This is a genomic window from Streptomyces griseorubiginosus, assembly GCF_001514195.1.
GTDB classification, from domain to species: Bacteria; Actinomycetota; Actinomycetes; order Streptomycetales; family Streptomycetaceae; genus Streptomyces; species Streptomyces griseorubiginosus.
This window is the reverse complement of record NZ_KQ948735.1, coordinates 1,102,504-1,123,130: the sequence shown is the minus strand read 5'-3', so window position 1 is coordinate 1,123,130 and position 20,627 is coordinate 1,102,504. Positions and strand designations below refer to the sequence as shown.

Annotated in this window: 15 protein-coding genes and 1 tRNA gene; 12 read left to right on the top strand and 4 right to left on the bottom strand. The window is 69.2% G+C overall.

Going from position 1 to position 20,627, the window contains the following annotated elements:
* Positions 1–221: 221 nt before the first annotated feature.
* On the top strand, positions 222–1,064 hold the full coding sequence (locus AQJ54_RS11375) for a DUF4184 family protein (RefSeq protein WP_062236502.1): 843 nt from the start codon (positions 222–224) through the stop codon (positions 1,062–1,064).
* 569 nt (positions 1,065–1,633) lie between these two features.
* Here AQJ54_RS11375 and polA read toward each other — a convergent pair.
* Entirely contained in the window at positions 1,634–4,363 is a 2,730-nt protein-coding gene (polA, locus tag AQJ54_RS11365) for a DNA polymerase I (RefSeq protein WP_062236497.1), read from the bottom strand.
* A gap of 376 nt (positions 4,364–4,739) precedes the next feature.
* Here polA and AQJ54_RS11360 point away from each other — a divergent pair, with 376 nt between their 5' ends.
* From AQJ54_RS11360 to AQJ54_RS11325, 8 genes are all read left to right on the top strand, one after another.
* On the top strand, positions 4,740–7,019 hold the full coding sequence (locus AQJ54_RS11360; protein WP_062236493.1) for an FdhF/YdeP family oxidoreductase: 2,280 nt from the start codon (positions 4,740–4,742) through the stop codon (positions 7,017–7,019).
* Positions 7,020–7,074: 55 nt separating this feature from the next.
* The gene (locus AQJ54_RS11355) at positions 7,075–7,536 is read left to right on the top strand and encodes a hotdog fold thioesterase (RefSeq protein WP_062024600.1); all 462 of its coding nucleotides are present in this window, start codon (positions 7,075–7,077) and stop codon (positions 7,534–7,536) included.
* Positions 7,537–8,064: 528 nt separating this feature from the next.
* Positions 8,065–8,739, top strand: coding sequence for a hypothetical protein (locus tag AQJ54_RS11350; protein ID WP_062236490.1), 675 nt, complete (start codon positions 8,065–8,067; stop codon positions 8,737–8,739).
* Positions 8,740–8,965: 226 nt separating this feature from the next.
* On the top strand, positions 8,966–10,186 hold the full coding sequence (locus AQJ54_RS11345) for a branched-chain amino acid ABC transporter substrate-binding protein (RefSeq protein ID WP_030318821.1): 1,221 nt from the start codon (positions 8,966–8,968) through the stop codon (positions 10,184–10,186).
* 140 nt (positions 10,187–10,326) lie between these two features.
* Positions 10,327–11,256 (top strand): branched-chain amino acid ABC transporter permease, encoded by a 930-nt coding sequence (locus AQJ54_RS11340; protein ID WP_020137535.1) that lies wholly within the window; start codon positions 10,327–10,329, stop codon positions 11,254–11,256.
* Positions 11,257–11,261: 5 nt separating this feature from the next.
* Complete coding sequence (locus AQJ54_RS11335; RefSeq protein WP_062237121.1) at positions 11,262–13,031, top strand: branched-chain amino acid ABC transporter permease; 1,770 nt, start codon at positions 11,262–11,264, stop codon at positions 13,029–13,031.
* A 5-nt stretch (positions 13,032–13,036) separates the two neighbouring features.
* Complete coding sequence (locus AQJ54_RS11330) at positions 13,037–13,891, top strand: ABC transporter ATP-binding protein (protein ID WP_062024603.1); 855 nt, start codon at positions 13,037–13,039, stop codon at positions 13,889–13,891.
* The gene (locus tag AQJ54_RS11325) at positions 13,888–14,604 is read left to right on the top strand and encodes an ABC transporter ATP-binding protein (protein ID WP_062024605.1); all 717 of its coding nucleotides are present in this window, start codon (positions 13,888–13,890) and stop codon (positions 14,602–14,604) included. The genes AQJ54_RS11330 and AQJ54_RS11325 overlap by 4 nt, the downstream gene beginning before the upstream one ends.
* A 76-nt stretch (positions 14,605–14,680) precedes the next feature.
* On the opposite strand, the gene AQJ54_RS11320 is transcribed toward AQJ54_RS11325, so the two are convergent.
* Entirely contained in the window at positions 14,681–15,337 is a 657-nt protein-coding gene (locus tag AQJ54_RS11320; protein WP_020137531.1) for an ANTAR domain-containing response regulator, read from the bottom strand.
* A 100-nt stretch (positions 15,338–15,437) separates the two neighbouring features.
* Between AQJ54_RS11320 and AQJ54_RS11315 the strand changes: the two genes are divergently transcribed.
* Both AQJ54_RS11315 and AQJ54_RS11310 read left to right on the top strand, forming a co-directional pair.
* Positions 15,438–15,520, top strand: a tRNA-Leu gene (locus AQJ54_RS11315).
* A gap of 87 nt (positions 15,521–15,607) precedes the next feature.
* On the top strand, positions 15,608–16,384 hold the full coding sequence (locus AQJ54_RS11310) for a helix-turn-helix domain-containing protein (RefSeq protein ID WP_062236487.1): 777 nt from the start codon (positions 15,608–15,610) through the stop codon (positions 16,382–16,384).
* 12 nt (positions 16,385–16,396) lie between these two features.
* Here the strand turns inward: AQJ54_RS11310 and pyk are convergent, their stop codons facing one another.
* Positions 16,397–17,833 (bottom strand): pyruvate kinase, encoded by a 1,437-nt coding sequence (pyk, locus tag AQJ54_RS11305; RefSeq protein ID WP_062236484.1) that lies wholly within the window; start codon positions 17,831–17,833, stop codon positions 16,397–16,399.
* Between the two features lie 144 nt (positions 17,834–17,977).
* Positions 17,978–18,664 (bottom strand): SIMPL domain-containing protein, encoded by a 687-nt coding sequence (locus AQJ54_RS11300; protein WP_062236482.1) that lies wholly within the window; start codon positions 18,662–18,664, stop codon positions 17,978–17,980.
* Positions 18,665–18,791: 127 nt separating this feature from the next.
* Here AQJ54_RS11300 and AQJ54_RS11295 point away from each other — a divergent pair, with 127 nt between their 5' ends.
* Entirely contained in the window at positions 18,792–20,591 is a 1,800-nt protein-coding gene (locus AQJ54_RS11295; protein WP_062236479.1) for a bifunctional metallophosphatase/5'-nucleotidase, read from the top strand.
* Positions 20,592–20,627 lie beyond the last annotated feature (36 nt).

Below are 20,627 nucleotides of genomic sequence, written 5' to 3'. Positions count from 1 at the left end.
GCCCCTGTGACACGCGGCAATTCCTGAGGCGCACCTCCGACCGGGCTCCCCAGCGCGGCGACCCGTGCGACCCTACGACAACTTCCTTTCCACGAACACCGGTTCGTGCCCGATATTCACCGGTTGGCCATGTTCGATCGGCGTGGGGTCGCGTCGCCCATACTGGACTGCGGCGATCACCCGAACCGCCGTCCGGCCAACGCCCTTCGTGAGGAGCCCTGTTGCCGTTCACCCTGAGCCATGCGGCGGCGGCGCTGCCCGCGCTGCGCCCCGACGGCACCGGCCGGGGCGGACTGGTTCCGGCCGTTCTGGTGGCCGGAACCTTCTCGCCCGACATGACCTACTTCGCGGCGAGTGTCCTTTCCGGCGCGATGGAGTTCGGCACCGTCACGCACTCCCTCCCGGGCGTCCTCACCGTCGACGTCCTCATCGCCTGGGCCCTAGTGGGCCTCTGGCTGCTGCTGCGCGAGCCCCTGGTGGCCCTGCTGCCCCGCCGCCGCCAGTCCGCGCCGGCGGCCCTGCTCCGCTGCGGAACCCCGCGGGCACGGCTGAGCCCGGCCCTGGCCGCCCGCTGGTACCTCTCCGCCGCACTGGGCACCCTCACCCACGTCGTGTGGGACGCGTTCACCCACCACGACCGCTGGGGCCTGCGGCTCCTGCCGGTCCTCGACCGGACCGTGGCCGGATCCCCGCTGTACTGGTACGTCCAGTACGGCAGTTCGGCGGTGGCGGCACTGGTCATCACCGCGTTCTGCGTACGCGCCCTGCGCCGCGCGCCCGTATCGGCCCCGACGGGTGTCCCGAACCTCTCCTCCCGGGACCGGTGGTGGGCGCTGGTCGTCATCGGCGGCTGCGTGACGGTGGGCGCGCTCCAGCGGGCCGTGCGGTGGTGGGCGTACTGGGGCGCCGTCGCGAAACCCTGGGATCTGATCCCCACCCTGTGCTTCGGAATCGGCGCCGGGCTGATGCCGGGGGTCCTGCTCTACGCCCTGGCCGTCAGGCTGTGGCGCCCGGCTCCGGCACCGGGCGCTCCGCGGGAGGCCGACGTCCCGGTCCCCCGCTGACGGCCTCTTCCGTCGCGACGAACACCGTCATGGTGGGCATCGGACGGGACCTGGGGAACAGGGTGAGCACCAGCGCCAGATAACTGAGCACCAGTTCCCCGCGCCGAAGCGCTGCGCAGGCCCCGCGCAGACGTGCGGTGAGCCCCTGCGGAATCCGAGCGGTACTCGCACCGACGGAGTGAGCCGGCGCTGGAGCCCGCAGGGAGAACACCCTCTGCTCGGCGCACACCTGCGCGGGGGCCGTCCGGCGGTGGAGCATGCGTATACCCATGAGCGCATCCTGGCGGGGGGTGGGGTGGGGGGCGCGGGTTCTTCGTCCACGTGGGTGATGGGGCGCTGTGCTGGGTGCCGGGTTCGGTTGTTCGGCGGGTGCGGGTGCGTCGTGGCTGGTCGCGCAGTTCCCCGCGCCCCTGGGGGGGTTGCAGTCGACCTGGGTCGCCACGGGCCCTTGCTCACCTTTGCCACGACGGGGCCGGGCGGGCTGCCGCAGGCGTCCAGGGGCGCGGGGAACTGCGCAAAGACGCCCGCCCCCACCGGACCCGCAGACAAATTCGGCCGACCGCCGGAGGCTAGTGCGCTGCGGACTCCCAGTCCGTCCCGTCTCCCACCGAGACCCCCAACGGCACCCGCAACCGCACCGCGTCCCCCATCTCCCGCCGCACGATCGCCTCCGCGGTCTCCCGCTCCCCCGGAGCCACCTCGAGGACGATTTCGTCGTGGACCTGGAGCAGCATCCGGGAGCCGAGCCCCGCTTCCCGCAGCGCCCCGTCCACCTTGAGCATCGCGATCTTCACGATGTCCGCCGCCGTGCCCTGGATCGGCGCGTTCAGCGCCATCCGCTCGGCCGCCTCACGCCGCTGGCGGTTGTCGCTGTTGAGGTCGGGGAGGTAGCGCCGCCGCCCGAACAGCGTCGCCGTGTACCCCGTGGCCCGCGCCTCGTCGACCGCCCGCCGCAGATAGTCCCGCACCCCGCCGAACCGCTCGAAGTACGCGTCCATCAGCGCCCGCGCCTCACCCGCCTCGATGTTCAGCTGCTGCGAGAGCCCGAACGCCGACAGCCCATACGCCAGCCCGTACGACATCGCCTTGATCTTGCGCCGCATCTCCGCGTCGACCGCGTCCGGCTCGACCCCGAACACCTGCGACGCGGCGGTGGTGTGCAGGTCCTCGCCCGACGTGAACGCCTCGATGAGCCCCTCGTCCTCGGAGAGGTGCGCCATCACACGCAGCTCGATCTGGCTGTAGTCCGCGGTCATGAGGGACTCGAAGCCCTCCCCCACCACGAACCCGCGCCGGATCGCCCGCCCCTCGTCCGTGCGGACCGGGATGTTCTGGAGGTTCGGGTCCGTGGACGACAGCCGGCCCGTCGCCGCGACGGTCTGGTTGAACGTCGTGTGGATCCGGCCGTCCGCGGCGATCGTCTTGATCAGGCCCTCCACGGTGACCCGCAGCTTGGCCTGCTCCCGGTGCCGGAGCATGATCACCGGCAGTTCGTTGTCCGTCTGGGTCGCCAGCCACGCCAGCGCGTCCGCGTCCGTCGTATAGCCGGTCTTCGTCTTCTTCGTCTTCGGCAGACCCAGCTCACCGAAGAGGACTTCCTGCAACTGCTTGGGCGAGCCGAGGTTGAACTCGTGTCCCGCCGCCGCGTGCGCCTCCTTCACGGCCTGCTGGACCGCCCCGGCGAACATCTGCTCCATGGCTTCCAGGTGGGCCCGGTCGGCGGCGATGCCGTGCCGCTCCATGCGGGCCAGCAGCGCGGAGGTGGGCAGCTCCATGTCCCGCAGCAGGTCCGCCGCGCCGACCTCCTCCAGGCGGCCCTCGAAGGCGGCGCCCAGGTCGAGCACGGCCCGCGCCTGGACCATCAGCGCCTCGGCCTCGGCCCCGTCGTCCGCCCCGAAGGCCAGCTGTCCGTCGGCCGTCGCGGCGGGCGCCAGCTCCCGGCCCAGGTACTCCAGGGACAGCGCGTCCAGGTCGAAGGACCGGCGTCCGGGCTTGACGAGGTAGGCGGCCAGCGCGGTGTCCATGCCGACTCCGGCGACGGACCAGCCGTGCTCGGCGAAGACGCGCATGGCGCCCTTGGCGTTGTGCAGGACCTTCGGCCGGTCGGCGTCCGCGAGCCAGGCGGTCCAGGCCCGCTCGTCGGCCTCGTCCAGCTCGGCGGGGTCGAACCAGGCGGCGGCCCCGCCGGACGCGGCGAGCGCGACCTCGGCGACGGAACCGGTGCCCAGGGCCCAGGTGTCGACGGTGGCGAGACCCAGGGCCTGCTGTGCGCCGTGCTCGGCGAGCCAGCCGGCCAGCTCGCCGGTGCCGAGCACGGTGCCGTCCACCGCGACGCCCGGCGCGGCGGCAGGTGCGCCCGCCGCCTCCTCGGCGCCCGGGTCGACGGCCAGCAGGCGCTCGCGCAGCGAGGGGTTCCTGATCTCCAGGGTGTCCAGGATCATCGCGAGGGTCTTGCGGTCGTACGGCAGGCGCTCCAGGTCGGTGACGGCCTTCGGCAGCTCGACCGTGCGCACCATCTCGGTGAGGCGGCGGTTGAGCTTGACGGCCTCCAGGTGGTCGCGGAGGTTCTGTCCGGCCTTGCCCTTGACCTCCTCGACCCGCTCGACGAGCTCCGCGAACGAACCGAACTGGTTGATCCACTTGGCCGCGGTCTTCTCGCCGACGCCGGGGATGCCGGGGAGGTTGTCGGACGGGTCGCCGCGCAGGGCCGCGAAGTCGGGGTACTGGGCGGGCGTCAAGCCGTACTTCTCGAAGACCTTCTCCGGAGTGAACCGGGTCAGCTCGGAGACGCCCTTCGTCGGGTAGAGGACGGTGGTGTGCTCGGAGACCAGCTGGAAGGAGTCGCGGTCGCCGGTGACGATGAGCACCTCGAAGCCCTCGGCCTCGGCCTGGGTCGCGAGGGTGGCGATGACGTCGTCCGCCTCGAAGCCGTCGATCGCGAACCGCGAGACGTGCATGGCGTCCAGGAGCTCGCCGATCAGCTCGACCTGGCCCTTGAACTCGTCCGGGGTCTTGGAGCGGTTGGCCTTGTACTCCGTGAACTCCTCGGAGCGCCAGGTCTTCCTGGACACGTCGAAGGCCACCGCGAAGTGGGTGGGCGCCTCGTCACGCAGGGTGTTGGCCAGCATCGACGCGAAGCCGTAGATCGCGTTCGTCGGCTGGCCGGTCGCGGTGGTGAAGTTCTCCGCGGGCAGCGCGAAGAACGCGCGATAGGCCAGCGAGTGCCCGTCCATGAGCATCAGACGCGGGCGGCTGCCGCCGGGGCTGGTGTCGGTCTTCTTCGCTGCTGTCTCTGCCACGCCCCCGATCCTGCCACGCGCCACTGACACTCGGACGCCACGCACTCCGCCGGGTCCGACCGCGGCCCCCGAACAAGGGAGCCGACGGCGCCGGTGTGCCCACCTCCGGCCACGGGTGCACCGGTGACGGACACCCGCCCCGACGGAACCGCGCCCACCGCCGGGCCCCCGACGCAGCCACCGCCGCTCGCGAACGCTCCCCCGGGCACACACCGGCGCCCCTCCCCCACCCCACGCCTCCGCCGATGGACGAGCGCACCCCGAACGCCGTGGATCACACGCTCCCGTTCCGTCTCCCTCCCGGGCGTGATCGTTGTCAGCGGCGCGTGGGAGGATCGGGGACGTACTCGCACGTGTAGGCGAAGGAGAGTGCGCGATGGCATCGAAGCCGCCGAAGGCCGACCCCGTTCAGGACGCGCCGCACATCGCGGAGCCGAAGCACGCGGCCGCCGGGCTTCCCGCCATCGGTCACACCCTGCGGATCGCCCAGCAGCAGATGGGCGTCAAGCGCACCGCGCTGACGCTGCTGCGGGTCAACCAGAAGGACGGCTTCGACTGCCCGGGCTGCGCCTGGCCGGAGCCCGACCACCGGCACGCGGCGGAGTTCTGCGAGAACGGCGCGAAGGCGGTCGCCGAGGAAGCAACCCTGCGCCGGGTCACCCCCGAGTTCTTCGCCGCGCACCCCGTCGCCGACCTCGCGAACCGCAGCGGCTACTGGCTCGGCCAGCAGGGCCGGCTCACCCACCCCATGTACGTCCCCGAGGGCGGCACGCACTACGAGCCGGTCTCCTGGGAGCGCGCGTTCGACATCGTCGCCGAGGAGATCGCCGCCCTCGGCTCCCCCGACGAGGCCGTCTTCTACACCTCGGGCCGCACCAGCAACGAGGCCGCGTTCCTCTACCAGCTCTTCGCGCGCGAGCTCGGCACCAACAACCTGCCGGACTGCTCCAACATGTGCCACGAGTCGTCCGGTTCGGCGCTCAGCGAGACCATCGGCATCGGCAAGGGCAGCGTCCTGCTCGACGACCTCTACCAGGCCGACCTGATCGTCGTCGCCGGCCAGAACCCCGGGACCAACCACCCCCGCATGCTCTCCGCCCTGGAGAAGGCCAAGGCGAACGGCGCGAAGATCATCAGCGTCAATCCGCTGCCCGAGGCCGGCCTGGAGCGCTTCAAGAACCCGCAGACCCCGCAGGGCATGCTCAAGGGCGCCTCGCTCACCGACCTCTTCCTCCAGATCCGCATCGGCGGCGACCAGGCCCTGTTCCGCCTCCTCAACAAGCTGATCCTGGAGACCGAGGGCGCGGTCGACGAGGCCTTCGTCGCCGAACACACCCACGGCTACGAGGAGTTCGCCGAGGCCGCCCGCGCCGCCGACTGGGACGCGACGCTCACCGCGACCGGTCTCACGCGCGCGGAGATCGAGGAAGCCCTGCGGATGGTCCTCGCCTCCGAGCGGACCATCGTCTGCTGGGCCATGGGCCTCACCCAGCACAAGCACTCCGTGCCGACCATCCGCGAGGTCGTCAACTTCCTTCTCCTGCGCGGCAACATCGGCCGCCCCGGCGCCGGCGTCTGCCCGGTCCGCGGCCACTCCAACGTCCAGGGCGACCGCACCATGGGCATCTTCGAGCGGCCCGCGCCCGCCTTCCTGGACGCCCTGGAGAAGGAGTTCGGCTTCGCCCCGCCGCGCGAGCACGGCTTCGACGTGGTCCGCGCCATCCGCGCCCTGCGCGACGGCGAGGCCAAGGTGTTCTTCGCGATGGGCGGCAACTTCGTCTCCGCCTCCCCCGACACCGAGGTCACCGAGGCCGCCATGCGGCGCGCCCGGCTGACCGTGCACGTGTCGACCAAGCTCAACCGCTCGCACGTGGTCACGGGCGCGTGTGCCCTGATCCTGCCGACGCTCGGCCGCACGGAGCGCGATCTCCAGGGCAGCGGCGAGCAGTTCGTGACCGTCGAGGACTCCATGGGCATGGTGCACGCCTCCCGGGGCCGCCTGGAGCCCGCGAGCGGACAGCTGCTGTCCGAGCCCGCCATCGTGGCCCGGCTGGCCCGCCGGGTCCTCGGCGAGAACAGCGCCACGCCCTGGGAGGAGTTCGAGAAGGACTACGCCACCATCCGCGACCGCATCGCCCGCGTGATCCCCGGCTTCGAGGACTTCAACGCGCGCGTGGCCCGCCCCGGCGGCTTCACCCTGCCGCACGCCCCGCGCGACGAGCGGCGCTTCCCCACCGCCACCGGCAAGGCCAACTTCACCGCCGCGCCCGTCGAGCACCCCGAGCTGCCCGAGGGCCGGCTGCTGCTCCAGACGCTGCGCTCGCACGACCAGTACAACACCACGATCTACGGCCTCGACGACCGCTACCGGGGCATCAGGAACGGCCGCCGGGTGGTCCTGGTCAACCCCGAGGACGCGAGCGGGCTCGGGCTCGCCGACGGGTCGTACGTCGATCTGGTGAGCGAGTGGAAGGACGGGGTGGAGCGGCGGGCCCCGGGATTCCGGGTCGTGCACTATCCGACGGCCCGGGGCTGCGCGGCCGCGTACTACCCCGAGACCAACGTCCTGGTGCCGCTGGACGCGACCGCCGACACCAGCAACACCCCGGCCAGCAAATCCGTCGTCGTACGTCTGGAACAATCGACGACCGACTGAGCGTTTGCTCAGCCGTAGGCAGCCGTACCGCACACGATGAACGGAGCCCGGGCCCATGGGTGAGCAGCAGCACGTCACGTTCCCGCAGGAGGTCATCGACGAGTACGCCGCCCTCGGCGTGGACCTCGTCGCGATGTTCTCCGCAGGGCACCTGGGCACCCGCATGGGCGTCGAGATCCTCGAGGCCTCCGCCGACCGGGTCGTCGGCACCATGCCCGTCGAGGGCAACACCCAGCCGTACGGGCTCCTGCACGGCGGCGCCTCCGCCGTCCTCGCCGAGACCCTCGGGTCGGTCGGCTCCATGCTGCACGCCGGCAGCTCCAAGATCGCGGTCGGCGTGGACCTGAACTGCACCCACCACCGCGGGGCGCGCTCCGGCCTGGTCACCGGCGTGGCCACGCCCCTGCACCGGGGGCGCTCCACCGCTACGTACGAGATCGTGATCAGCGACGAGGAAGGCCGACGCGTCTGCAGCGCCCGCCTGACCTGCCTCCTGCGCGACGCCCCCACCCGCTAGCACCGGCCGTCCGGCGGATCAGGCCGGCTCCGGGTGACAGCGCCGGGGCCGGTGCGGCGGAGAAGCCGCGTTGTCGGGCCCTGTGCGGCGGACGGGTCGCGTGACCAGGTGTGGCGTGCGGGGGCAAGTCGGTGTCAGCGGGCTCGGCCTGCTCGTGGTGTGCGCGACCGGGGGCCTGTGCGCGGACCGCGCGCGGGCCACGCGGCTCCTCCACCGCCCAGGCCCCGGCAACGCACCTCGACCCGCCACACAGGCCCCCGCCCCACGGCTCGATCCACTGCGCCGGCCCCGGCCACGCGCCTCGACCTGCCACAGAGGCCCCCGCCCCACGGCTCGATCCACCACACCGGCCCAGCCGCACGACCCCGGTCCGCCACACAGGCCCCGGCCACGCGGCCAGATCCACTGCACCGACCCCCGCCACGCACCTCGATCCGCCCCCCGAGCCCCACCCAAGCCCCGGCCTCCCGCACACCCTCTGGGCACCACCCCCCGGCTCCCCTACCGTTTCCCCATGAGGTCGGTGTCATGACCGGTATCGGGCCCGTCGAGCCGGTCGAGTCGCCGGGGGCGGGGGAGAGCCAGGACGTCATCGGCGGCGACGGGCCCCGGTGGGCGGATCGCTGGAGCGCGTGGTGGGGCGGGCTGCCGCCACGCGCCCGTGGGGCTCTCGCCGCCACCGCGGCCGCCCTGGTCGCGGCCGGAGTCCTCCTCCTCACCGACGACCCCCCTCCCGAGCCGCCAGCCACCCCCCTGCCCTGGCCCGCCAACGTCACCGCCTGGCGCTACCTCGGACCCGCCGGACTCCCCGAGACCGACGGCACCCGCCCCACCAGCGGACGCTTCCGCTTCGCCGTCGACGTGACCGCGGGACCGCCCGTCACCCTCCAGGTCACCGGCGCCGCCTTCCCCGGCCTCACCGCCCACGCCCTGCCCCACGCCTTCACCGTGCACGCCGGCACGACACGCCGGGTCACCGTGGAGATAGCGGTTTCCGACTGTTCCGGCCTGCCCCGTAATGCCGACCTACCATTTCTTGACGTAACGCTCCGTAACGCGCGCGCAATACAGCACCACAGCTTCATCTTCGGCCGGGCCTACTCCGAGGACCTCTTCGCGCTCCTCCGAGGCGCCTGCGACCCGACATCGCCGCCCCGAGCCCCACGGCCAAGCGGAAGTGCAGGTTCTCAAAATGCGGACTGAGGGGAAATTCCGCCAAACCGGCTGAGAGGCCCCCTCGCGGAAGCCCACCATCCACCACGTCATAACAAGAAAGTCACAAGCCCGTGCACAGCGATGCCGCTGCCTGCAAACCGGGCTTAGAGTCACGGCCAGTCACCGCTCCATCGGGAGTTCGGTAAAGCGCGGGTACCAGCCGCACCCACAAGGGCGCGGGTGCCTGCGGAAAGGAATGATTGTGCGACGTTCCATGGTGATCCTGACCTCCGTCATGGCGACGGGGGCTCTCACACTCACCGCCTGCGGCTCCCGAGACGACAAGGGCGGCAACAGTGACAGCGGGGGTGGCACCACCCTCACCATCGGCGTGGACGCCCCGCTCTCCGGCGAGAACTCCACCACCGGTCTCGGTATCCAGTACGGCGCCCAGATCGCCGTAGACGACGCCAACAAGAACAAGCTCGTCCCCGGCGTCACCTTCAAGCTGAAGGCCTTCGACGACAAGGCGCAGCCCGCCACCGGCCAGTCCAACGCCACCGCCATCACCGGCGACAAGACCGCCGTCGGCGCCGTCGGCCCGCTGAACTCCGGTGTCGCCCAGTCGATGCAGCAGGTGTTCGCCTCGGCCAACATGGTCGAGATCTCCCCGTCGAACACCAACCCGGCCCTGACCCAGGGCAAGGACTGGCAGACGGCCAAGAAGCGTCCCTACAAGACGTACTTCCGCACCGCCACCACCGACGAGCTCCAGGGCAGCTTCGCCGCCGACTACGCGTACAACGGCCTCAAGAAGAAGAAGGTCTTCGTCGTCGACGACAAGCAGACCTACGGCGCCGGCCTCGCCAAGATCTTCAACGAGCAGTTCAAGAAGCTCGGCGGCACCGTGGTCGGCACCGACCACGTCAACACCGGCGACAAGGACTTCGGCTCCCTCGTCACCAAGGTCAAGAGCTCCGGCGCCGACCTGCTCTACTACGGCGGCCAGTACGACGAGTCCTCGCTGATCACCAAGCAGCTCAAGGACGGCGGAGTCAAGATCCCGCTCTTCGGCGGCGACGGCATGTTCGCCTCCACCTACATCGAGACCGCGGGCGCCGCCTCCGAGGGCGACCTCGCCACCGCCGTCGGCGTCCCCGCCGACACCCTGCCCGCCGCCAAGACGTTCATCGAGACGTACAAGTCCAAGGGCTACAAGGGTGACTACGGCGCCTACGGCGCGTACTCCTACGACGCCACCACCGCCATCATCAAGGCCGTGAAGGCCGCCGTCGACGCCAACGACGGCAAGGTCCCCACCGACATCAACGCCCTGCGTTCCTCCGTCGTCGACAACGTCCAGAAGTCCGACTTCGAAGGCATCTCCGGCAAGGTCTCCTTCGACCAGTACGGTGACACCACCAACAAGCAGCTCACCGTCTACCAGGTCACCAAGGGTGCGTGGAAGGCCGTGAAGACCGGCACCGCCAGCTAGTACCGGCCTCTCGACAGCAACACAGCACCACCTCACCACGGGCCGCGCGGAAGGGGACCCCGACCGCGCGGCCCTTGCCACACCCCACCCCCTGCACACCACCAGTGCACACGACCACCAGCGACAATGGAGGCCACGCGGTGAACACCCTGCCGCAGCAGCTGGCCAACGGGCTGCTTCTAGGCTCGATGTACGGGCTCATCGCCATCGGCTACACGATGGTGTACGGCATCGTCCAGCTCATCAACTTCGCGCACGGCGAGATCTTCATGACCGGGGCCTTCGGCGCCTTCACGGTCTACTTCTACATCCTCCCCGACGGCGTCTCCATGGCCGTCGCCGTCCCCCTGATGCTGATCGGCGGCGGAATCGTCGCCGTCCTCATCGCGGTCGGAGCGGAACGGTTCGCCTACCGGCCCCTGCGCGGAGCACCACGGCTCGCACCGCTCATCACCGCGATCGGCCTCTCCCTGGCCCTCCAGGAAGTCGTCCGCAACTTCTACCCCGGCGCCGACCGCGCCATCGCCTTCCCCGGCCTCGACGCCACCCACGAGATCGGCTCCGTCACCATCAAGGACGCCGACATCTTCCTCATCGTCGCCGCCATCATCTGCATGTCCTCGCTCGCCTTCTTCGTCCGCAAGTCCCGCACCGGCCGCGCCATGCAGGCCACCGCCCAGGACCCGGACACCGCACAGCTCATGGGCATCGACACCAACCGCATCATCGTGATCGCCTTCGCCATCGGCGGCTTCTTCGCCGCCGTCGCCGCCCTCGCCTACGGCCTCAAGTACGGCAACATCGACTACCGCATGGGCTTCCTGATGGGCCTCAAGGCCTTCACCGCGGCGGTCCTCGGCGGCATCGGCAACATCTACGGCGCCATGCTCGGCGGACTCGTCCTCGGCGTCGCCGAGACCCTCGCCTCCGCCTACATCGACGGCATCCCCGGCATGGACAAGCTCGGCGGCCAGAGCTGGGCCAACGTCTGGGCCTTCGCCCTCCTCATCATCGTCCTCCTCGTCAGGCCACAAGGCCTGCTCGGCGAACGCGTCGCGGACAGGGCGTGACCACCATGACCGACACCACCACCCGCGCCCTGATCCCGCTGCCCCTCGCGGCAGCCCGCGCGCTCGTCCTCGTCGGCGGCATCGCCACCATCGTCTCCGCCTTCCTCGCCTGGACCTGGACCAGCGAGTTCCCCGGCGACCTCACCATCACCGGCTACCCGGGCGGCCTCCAGTGGCTGACCCTCATCGCCGGCGTCCTCGTCACCGTCTTCGCGCTCTCCGCGTACGGCGTCCCGGGCCTGGGCTGGCTCATCCCCGCCCGCAACAACGCGCCCCTCGTGCTCACCGCCATCGGCGCCTTCGGCGTCACCTGGTACACGATCATCTCGATCGCCGCCGAACTCGGCGGACTCGCCAACCTCGAACCCGGCGGCTGGGTCGCGGCCATCGCCTCCCTCCTCCCCGTCATCGGCGCGTTCGCCCTCCCCGAGCCGCACACCGAGAGCACCAAGGACAACCTCAAGGCCTACATCGCCAAGCCGGAGAACATCCCCGCACCCGCTCCCCTCAGCCCCTGGCTGGAGCGCGCGGTCATCACCGTCGCCACGATCATCGGCCTGGCCGTCTTCACCTACGGCATCGACACCGAGTACGGCGAACTCTTCGTCGGCTTCCTCATCGTCGTCGTCTTCGCCGTCTGGGCCCTGCACACCGCAGGCCTCATGGACCGCTTCTCCCGGATCGTCGCCCACAACCGCAGCTTCACGCTCGCCATGGGCTTCGCCGCCGCGATCGCGTTCCCCTTCACCCAGACCGACGACCACTACGCCAACATCGGCGTGAACATCCTGATCTTCGGCACGGTCGCCCTGGGCCTCAACATCGTCGTCGGCCTCGCGGGCCTCCTCGACCTCGGATACGTCGCCTTCCTCGGCGTCGGCGCCTACACCGCCGCCCTCGTCTCCGGCTCCGAGTTCTCCCGCTTCTCCGGCGTCCACTTCCCCTTCTGGGCCGCCGCACTCGCCGGCGCCGCCGCATCGCTGATCTTCGGCGTCCTCATCGGCGCCCCCACCCTGCGCCTGCGCGGCGACTACCTCGCCATCGTCACCCTCGGCTTCGGAGAGATCTTCCGCATCGCCGTCAACAACATGGACGGCGAATCCGGCCCCGACATCACCAACGGCCCGAACGGCATCCCGTCCATCCCGGACCTCAACTTCTTCGGGTTCAACCTCGGCGAAGCCCACGACATCGCCGGCTTCACCATCGGCCGCTTCGCCAACTACTACCTGCTCATGGTGCTGATCATGGCCCTCGTGGTCCTGGTCTACACCCGCGCCGCCGACTCCCGCATCGGCCGCTCCTGGATCGCCATCCGCGAGGACGAGACCGCCGCCACCGCCATGGGCATCAACGGCTTCCGCGTCAAGCTCATCGCCTTCGCCCTCGGCGCCGCCCTCGCCGGCCTCGCCGGCACCGTCAGCGCCCACGTCACCTACAGCGTCGTCCCGACGCCCTACCAGTTCGCGGGCTCGACACCCCCCAACTCGGCCTTCCTCCTCGCCGCCGTCGTCCTCGGCGGCATGGGCACGGTCGCAGGCCCCATCCTCGGCGCCGCGCTCCTCTACCTGCTCCCCGAGAAGCTCGTCTTCCTCCAGGACAAGTCCCTGCTGGCCTTCGGCATCGCCCTCATCCTGCTGATGCGCTTCCGCCCCGAAGGCATCATCGCCAACCGCCGCCGCCAGCTCGAATTCCACGAGACCGGCCAACTCGACGTACCAGACACCACCACACTCTCCGGCGAACCGGCCGCCGTCACCAAGGCGGGGGCGTGAGCACCATGACCACCGAGACCACACCCGTACTCGAAGCACGCAACGTCACCATGCGCTTCGGCGGCCTCACCGCCGTCCGCTCGGTCGACTTCACCGTCAACGCAGGCGAGATCGTCGGACTCATCGGCCCCAACGGCGCCGGCAAGACCACCTTCTTCAACTGCCTCACCGGCCTCTACGTCCCCACGGAAGGCACGGTCTCCTACCAGGGCACCGTCCTCCCGCCCAAGCCCCACCTGGTGACCAAGGCCGGCATCGCCCGCACCTTCCAGAACATCCGCCTCTTCGCCAACATGACGGTCCTCGAGAACGTCCTCGTCGGCCGCCACACCCGCACCAAGGAAGGCCTCTGGTCCGCCCTCCTGCGCGGCCCCGGCTTCAAGAAGGCGGAGAAGGCCAGCGAAGAACGCGCCATGGAACTCCTGGAGTTCATCGGCCTCGAAGCCAAGCGCGACCACCTCGCCCGCAACCTCCCCTACGGCGAACAGCGCAAGCTCGAGATCGCCCGCGCCCTCGCCTCCGAACCCGGCCTCCTGCTCCTCGACGAGCCCACCGCCGGCATGAACCCCCAGGAGACCCGAGCCACCGAGGAACTGGTCTTCGCCATCCGCGACAAGGGCATCGCCGTCCTCCTCATCGAGCACGACATGCGCTTCGTCTTCAACCTCTCCGACCGCGTCGCCGTCCTCGTCCAGGGCGAGAAGCTCGTCGAAGGCACCTCCGAGGTCGTCCAGGCCGACGAGCGCGTCATCGCCGCCTACCTCGGCGAACCCTTCGAAGGCGACCCCGGCGCGGCAGAGACCGCCGAGGTCGACGCGGCCGAGGCGGGCACCACCAGCACCAAGGGAGAAGCCCAGTGACCGCACTCCTCGAAGTCGAGGACCTCCGGGTCTCCTACGGCAAGATCGAAGCCGTCAAAGGCATCTCCTTCAGCGTCGAAGCAGGCCAGGTCGTCACCCTCATCGGCACCAACGGCGCCGGCAAGACCACGACCCTGCGGACGCTCTCGGGCCTCCTGAAGCCGACCTCCGGAAAGATCACGTTCGACGGGCAGCCCCTCAGCGGCATCCCCGCCCACAAGATCGTCTCCTTCGGCCTCGCCCACTCCCCCGAAGGCCGGCACATCTTCCCCCGCCTCACCATCTTCGAGAACCTCCAGCTCGGAGCGTTCCTGAGGAAGGACAAGGAAGGGATCGAGAAGGACATACAGCGCGCCTACGACCTCTTCCCGATCCTGGGAGAGCGCCGCAACCAGGCCGCGGGCACCCTGTCCGGCGGCGAGCAGCAGATGCTCGCCATGGGCCGCGCACTCATGTCCCAGCCCAAGCTGCTGATGCTCGACGAACCCTCCATGGGCCTCTCGCCGATCATGATGCAGAAGATCATGGCGACGATCGTCGAACTCAAGTCCCAGGGCACGACCATCCTGTTGGTCGAACAGAACGCCCAGGCCGCCCTCTCCCTGGCCGACCAGGGACACGTCATGGAGGTCGGCAACATCGTCCTCTCCGGCACCGGCCAGGACCTGCTGCACGACGAGTCGGTCCGCAAGGCGTACCTCGGCGAGGACTGACCCTTCTTCTTCGCCGTACGACGAGGCCCGCGCCCCCAGCTGGGGACGCGGGCCTCGGTCTTGTGGCGCGTTGGGCTCAGCCCTTGTTGGCCTTCTTCTCGTCGGCGTCCAGAATGACCGCCTCCGCGACCTGCTGCATCGACATACGCCGGTCCATCGACGTCTTCTGGATCCACCGGAACGCGGCAGGCTCGGTCAGGCCGTACGACGTCTGAAGAATCGACTTCGCCCGGTCGACGAGCTTGCGGGTCTCCAGACGCTGCGTGAGGTCCGCGACCTCGTTCTCCAGCTCCTTCAGCTCCGTGAACCGGGAGACGGCCATCTCGATCGCCGGCACGACATCGCTCTTGCTGAAGGGCTTCACCAGGTACGCCATGGCACCGGCGTCCCGCGCCCGCTCGACGAGGTCGCGCTGGGAGAAGGCGGTGAGCATCAGGACGGGCGCGATGCGCTCCTCGGCGATCTTCTCGGCGGCGGAGATCCCGTCGAGCTTGGGCATCTTCACGTCGAGGATCACGAGGTCCGGCTTGTGCTCACGGGCGAGCTCGACGGCCTGCTCACCGTCACCGGCCTCGCCTACGACGCTGTAGCCCTCTTCCTCCAGCATCTCTTTGAGGTCGAGGCGGATCAGGGCCTCGTCCTCGGCGATGACGACACGGGTCGTCAGCGGAGGCACGTGCGACTTGTCGTCGTCGGGCGCGTCTACGGGCTGGGGCGACTCGGGGGCGGTCACGGGGGCTCCTTGTTACGGGCCGGGCAGGTACTGCTGCTTGTGCAGCCTACCTAGAGGCGGGGAGCTGCGGTGACCCGGTATGCTTCTGGCCTGTCGCCTAGCCGGGTTGATGGAAGGGTAGACATGATCGCCTCAAAAGCGATTGTCCGAAAGGACGTGCGGGTTCGAATCCCGCACCCGGCACCTCTGATCAAGAAGCGGATGTCCACGTTCTCGTGAACATCCGCTTTTTGCTGCGCAGAGTTTCGATCACTCACTCAGAGTAGCCGCATGCACTTTCACGGCACTGAGGTTCGACAAAGGGCGCTCTCCCTGCTGCACGGCGGCGCAAGAAATGCGGACGTGGCTCGACAGCTCGACATTCCAGTGGGCACGATCGGCAAATGGCTTCACCTAGACCGCGCTAAGCGCGGTGAATGCCCTGGGCGGCGCAAGCTGCCCTGCCCGCGATGCGAAGGTGGGGACCTCAACGAAGCCGCATACAGCTACCTGCTCGGCTTCTACCTAGGTGACGGCTGCATCGTCCAGTGGGCAGGCCACCGCACACCAACTCTGGTGATCACCTGCGACGATGCCTGGCCCAAGCTCATGGACGAGTGTGAACGAGCCATGCGCACTGTCTTTCCGCACAACTCCGTGTGCCGCATCCGTAAAGCTGGTTGCCGCGACCTGAAGCTTTGCTCCACCCACCTCCGCTGCCTGTTCCCTCAACACGGCCCCGGCAGGAAGCATGAGCGCGTCATCGTTCTCGAACCCTGGCAGCAGGCCATCGTCGACGAACACCCCTGGGAGTTCATCCGCGGCCTCATTCACTCCGACGGATGCCGCATCACCAACTGGGCCACCCGTGTCGTAGCCGGGGAGCGGAAGCGCTACGAATATCCCCGGTACTTCTTCACCAACCTGTCCGGCGACATCATCCGGCTCTTCACCGACACCCTCGACCACGTGGGCGTCGAGTGGAAGCAGGCGAACAGCCGCAACATCTCCATCGCCCGCAAAGCCTCAGTAGCCCTCATGGACACTCACGTAGGTCCCAAGCACTGACCCACCCACCCCCTACTTGGGGCTGTCGTCTTCCCCGATGTGATGCACACGCACCAGGTTCGTCGAGCCCGACACCCCGGGTGGGGAGCCGGCCGTGATGACGACCACGTCGCCCTTCTCGCAGCGCCCGTAGCGCAGCAGGAGTTCGTCCACCTGGTCGACCATCGCGTCCGTCGAATCCACCTGCGGGCCCAGGTACGTCTCCACGCCCCACGTCAGGCTCAGCTGCGACCGCGTCGCCGGCTCCGGCGTGAAGGCCAGGAGCGGGATCGGGGACCGGTACCTCGACAACCGCTTCACCGTGTCGCCTGACTGGGTGAAGGCCACCAGGAACTTCGCGCCGAGGAAGTCGCCCATCTCCGCCGCCGCCCGGGCGACAGCCCCTCCCTGCGTGCGGGGCTTGTTCCGTTCCGTCAGCGGCGGCAGGCCCTTCTCGAGGATGTCCTCCTCCGCCGCCTCCACGATCTTGGCCATCGTCCGGACGGTCTCGATCGCGTGCTTGCCGACGCTCGTCTCGCCGGACAGCATCACCGCGTCCGTGCCGTCGATGACCGCGTTGGCGACGTCGGACGCCTCCGCGCGCGTGGGGCGCGAGTTCTCGATCATCGAGTCCAGCATCTGGGTCGCGACGATCACCGGCTTGGCGTTGCGCTTGGCCAGTTTGATCGCGCGCTTCTGGACGATCGGCACCTGCTCCAGCGGCATCTCCACGCCCAGGTCGCCGCGGGCCACCATGATGCCGTCGAAGGCGGCGACGATGTCCTCGATGGCGTCGACCGCCTGGGGCTTCTCCACCTTGGCGATGACCGGGACCCGGCGTCCCGCCGCGTCCATGATCCGGTGGACGTCCTCGATGTCGCGGCCGGAGCGGACGAAGGACAGGGCGATCACGTCGAAGCCCATGCGCAGCGCCCAGCGCAGGTCCTCCTCGTCCTTCTCCGACAAGGCCGGGACCGAGACCGAGACACCCGGAAGGTTCAGGCCCTTGTGGTCGGAGACCATGCCGCCCTCGACCACGCGGGTGTGGACGCGGGGGCCGTCGACCGAGGTGACCTCCAGGCAGACCTTGCCGTCGTCGACGAGGATGCGTTCGCCGACGGTGACATCGTCCGCCAGCCCGGTGTATGTCGTGCCGCAGGACCGCTGGTCGCCTTCCGCGCCCTCTTCGACCGTGATGGTGAAGGCGTCCCCGCGTTCAAGGAGTACGGGTCCTTCGGTGAAGTGGCCGAGTCGGATCTTCGGGCCCTGAAGGTCGGCGAGGAGGCCGACGCTGCGGCCGGTCTCGTCGGAGGCCTTGCGGACGCGGTGGTACCGCTCCTCGTGTTCGGCGTAGCTGCCGTGGCTGAGGTTGAAGCGGGCTACGTCCATTCCGGCGTCGACCAGGTCTTTGATCTGGTCGTAGGAGTCGGTGGCGGGGCCCAGGGTGCAGACGATTTTTGCTCGGCGCATGTTTCGACATTAGGCCTTACCGGCGGGTAGGGAGTTGGTCGCACATGACGACTCAACAACCTCCGGGTGAAGCCCTTTTGACAAGTGTTGAAGTGTGCGGGACCCCGCTCCGATGAGCATCGCAGGAGCAAATGCGGCGACCTGTTACAGGGTCGGCGGTGCCATCGTGAACCGTGCGTTGACGTGGGCGTAGACGTGCTGGCGCTGGGGTTCGAGGTCGAGGGGGGCGGCTGTGGCGTCGGCCGCGGACTCGTAGGCCATGGAGCGGGCGCGGCTCGCCTTGCCGACGAAGCGGGGTTCGGGGTCCTCGGCTCCGATGTCGGCGAGTTCGAGCAGGGACGCCAGGGAGGTGTCCAGTGCTTCCGCGTACTCCTTGGCCCGCTGGACGGCTTCCCGTACCGCCTGTTGCCTGGCCTCGCGGTAGACGGGTGAGTCGCGGCGCAGGGCCCACCAGGGTCCGTCGACGCGGGTCAACTCCTGGTCGGCCAGTCGGGTCGTGAGTTCGCCCAGTGCGGTGAAGTCAGTGAGTTCGGCGGTGATGTGGACGTGGCCGTGGTAGGCGTGGACGCGTTCGCCGCGGCCGTGTTCCTTGAGTTCGGGGGTGACGGTGAAGGAGCCGGTCTCGAGGTGTTCGACGGCGTCGCCGTAGGACTTGAGGAGGTCCAGGACGGTGGTGTTGCGGCGGGTGAGGTCGTCGAGGGCGGTGCGGCGGTCCTTGCCGCGGGAGGCGACGGTGACGCCGATGCGGGCGATCTCGGGGTCGACTTCGAGGTGGGCTTCGCCGCGGACGGCGATGCGGGGTGCGTCGGGTGTGCCGTAGGGAACGGTCATAACGACTCACTGTGTCAGTTTTCGCGCGGTGAGTCACCAGATCGAAACCTGTGGGGTCTGTTGCGGTTCAGCATGACCGGGTCAGAATCTACGCGCGTTGTTGACCTTTCCCCGAGGAGATCAAGAGATGGCCTTGAACCGCAGGAAGTTCCTGGAGAAGTCCGCCGTGACGGGAGCGGGGGTCGCGCTGGCGGGTGCCGTGGGAGCTCCTGCCGCGCAGGGCGCGGAGAGCGGGAGGAAGCCGGTGAAGCGGTACTCGCTCACGGTCATGGGCACCACCGACCTGCATGGTCATGTCTTCAACTGGGACTACTTCAAGGACGCGGAGTACAAGGACGCGGCGGGCAACGCGCAGGGTCTGTCGCGGATCTCGACGCTGGTGAACCAGGTCCGCAAGGAGAAGGGCCGCTGCAACACGCTGCTTCTGGACGCGGGCGACACGATCCAGGGCACGCCGCTGACGTACTACTACGCGAAGGTCGACCCGATCACCGCGAAGGGTGGTCCGGTCCATCCGATGGCCGCGGCGATGAACGCCATCGGGTACGACGCGGTGGCGCTGGGCAACCACGAGTTCAACTACGGCATCGAGACGCTGCGGAAGTTCGAGGAGCAGTGCGACTTCCCGCTGCTCGGCGCCAACGCGCTGGACGCGAAGACGCTGAAGCCCGCTTTCCCGCCGTACTTCATCAAGACGTTCCACGTGAAGGGTGCGCCGCCGGTGAAGGTGGCGGTGCTGGGGCTGACGAACCCGGGTATCGCGATCTGGGACAAGGCGTACGTGCAGGGGAAGTTGACGTTCCCGGGGCTTGAGGAGCAGGCGGCGAAGTGGGTGCCGAAGCTGCGGTCGATGGGTGCGGACGTGGTGGTGGTGTCGGCGCACTCGGGTTCGTCGGGGACGTCGTCGTACGGTGACCAGTTGCCGTACGTGGAGAACTCGGCGGCGCTGGTGGCGCAGCAGGTGCCGGGGATCGACGCGATCCTGGTGGGGCATGCGCATGTGGAGATCCCGGAGCTGAAGGTCGTCAACGCGAAGACCGGGAAGACGGTGGTGCTGTCGGAGCCGTTGGCGTACGCGGAGCGGCTGTCGCTGTTCGACGTCGAGCTGGTCTTCGAGAAGGGCCGCTGGTCGGTCGAGTCGGTGTCGTCGAAGGTGCTCAACTCGAACTCGGTGGCGGACGATCCGAAGATCACGAAGCTGCTGAAGGACGACCACGACGTGGTCGTGAAGTACGTCAACCAGGTGGTGGGGACGGCGACGGCCACGCTGACGACGGTCGAGGCGCGGTACAAGGACGCCCCGATCATCGACCTGATCACGAAGGTGCAGGAGGACGTGGTCCGGGCGGCGCTGGCGTCGACGGAGTACGCCTCGCTGCCGGTGATCGCGCAGGCGTCCCCCTTCTCCCGGACCTCGGAGATTCCGGCGGGGGCGGTGACGATCCGGGATCTGTCGAGCCTGTACGTGTACGACAACACGCTGGTCGCGAAGCTGCTGACGGGTGCGCAGGTCCGGGCGTACCTGGAGTACTCGGCGGAGTACTTCGTGCGGACGGCGGCGGGTGCGCCGGTGGACGTGGAGAAGCTGACGAACGCGAACAACCGCCCGGACTACAACTACGACTACGTGTCGGGGCTGTCGTACGAGATCGACATCGCGCAGGCGGCGGGTTCGCGGATCAAGAACCTGACGTTCGACGGTGCCGCTCTGGACGACGCGCAGAAGTTCGTGTTCGCGGTGAACAACTACCGGGCCAACGGTGGCGGGGCGTTCCCGCACGTGGCCTCCGCCACCGAGCTGTGGTCGGAGTCGACGGAGATCCGTACCCGGATCGCGGAGTGGGTGACCGCGAAGGGTGTGCTGGACCCGAAGGACTTCGCGTCGGTGGACTGGAAGCTCACGCGGGACGGTACGCCGGTGTTCTAGGGGTGCGCGCCGGCGACGTGCTGCGTATGCCGTCGC

Coding starts and splice junctions, on each gene's coding strand:
- AQJ54_RS11295 (WP_062236479.1), top strand. CDS start 18,792: ATGGCCTTGAACCGCAGGAAGTTCCTGGAGAAGTCCGCCGTGACGGGA.
- AQJ54_RS11300 (WP_062236482.1), bottom strand. CDS start 18,664: ATGACCGTTCCCTACGGCACACCCGACGCACCCCGCATCGCCGTCCGC.
- AQJ54_RS11355 (WP_062024600.1), top strand. CDS start 7,075: ATGGGTGAGCAGCAGCACGTCACGTTCCCGCAGGAGGTCATCGACGAG.
- AQJ54_RS11345 (WP_030318821.1), top strand. CDS start 8,966: ATGGTGATCCTGACCTCCGTCATGGCGACGGGGGCTCTCACACTCACC.
- pyk (WP_062236484.1), bottom strand. CDS start 17,833: ATGCGCCGAGCAAAAATCGTCTGCACCCTGGGCCCCGCCACCGACTCC.
- AQJ54_RS11360 (WP_062236493.1), top strand. CDS start 4,740: ATGGCATCGAAGCCGCCGAAGGCCGACCCCGTTCAGGACGCGCCGCAC.
- AQJ54_RS11330 (WP_062024603.1), top strand. CDS start 13,037: ATGACCACCGAGACCACACCCGTACTCGAAGCACGCAACGTCACCATG.
- AQJ54_RS11335 (WP_062237121.1), top strand. CDS start 11,262: ATGACCGACACCACCACCCGCGCCCTGATCCCGCTGCCCCTCGCGGCA.
- AQJ54_RS11350 (WP_062236490.1), top strand. CDS start 8,065: ATGACCGGTATCGGGCCCGTCGAGCCGGTCGAGTCGCCGGGGGCGGGG.
- AQJ54_RS11310 (WP_062236487.1), top strand. CDS start 15,608: ATGCACTTTCACGGCACTGAGGTTCGACAAAGGGCGCTCTCCCTGCTG.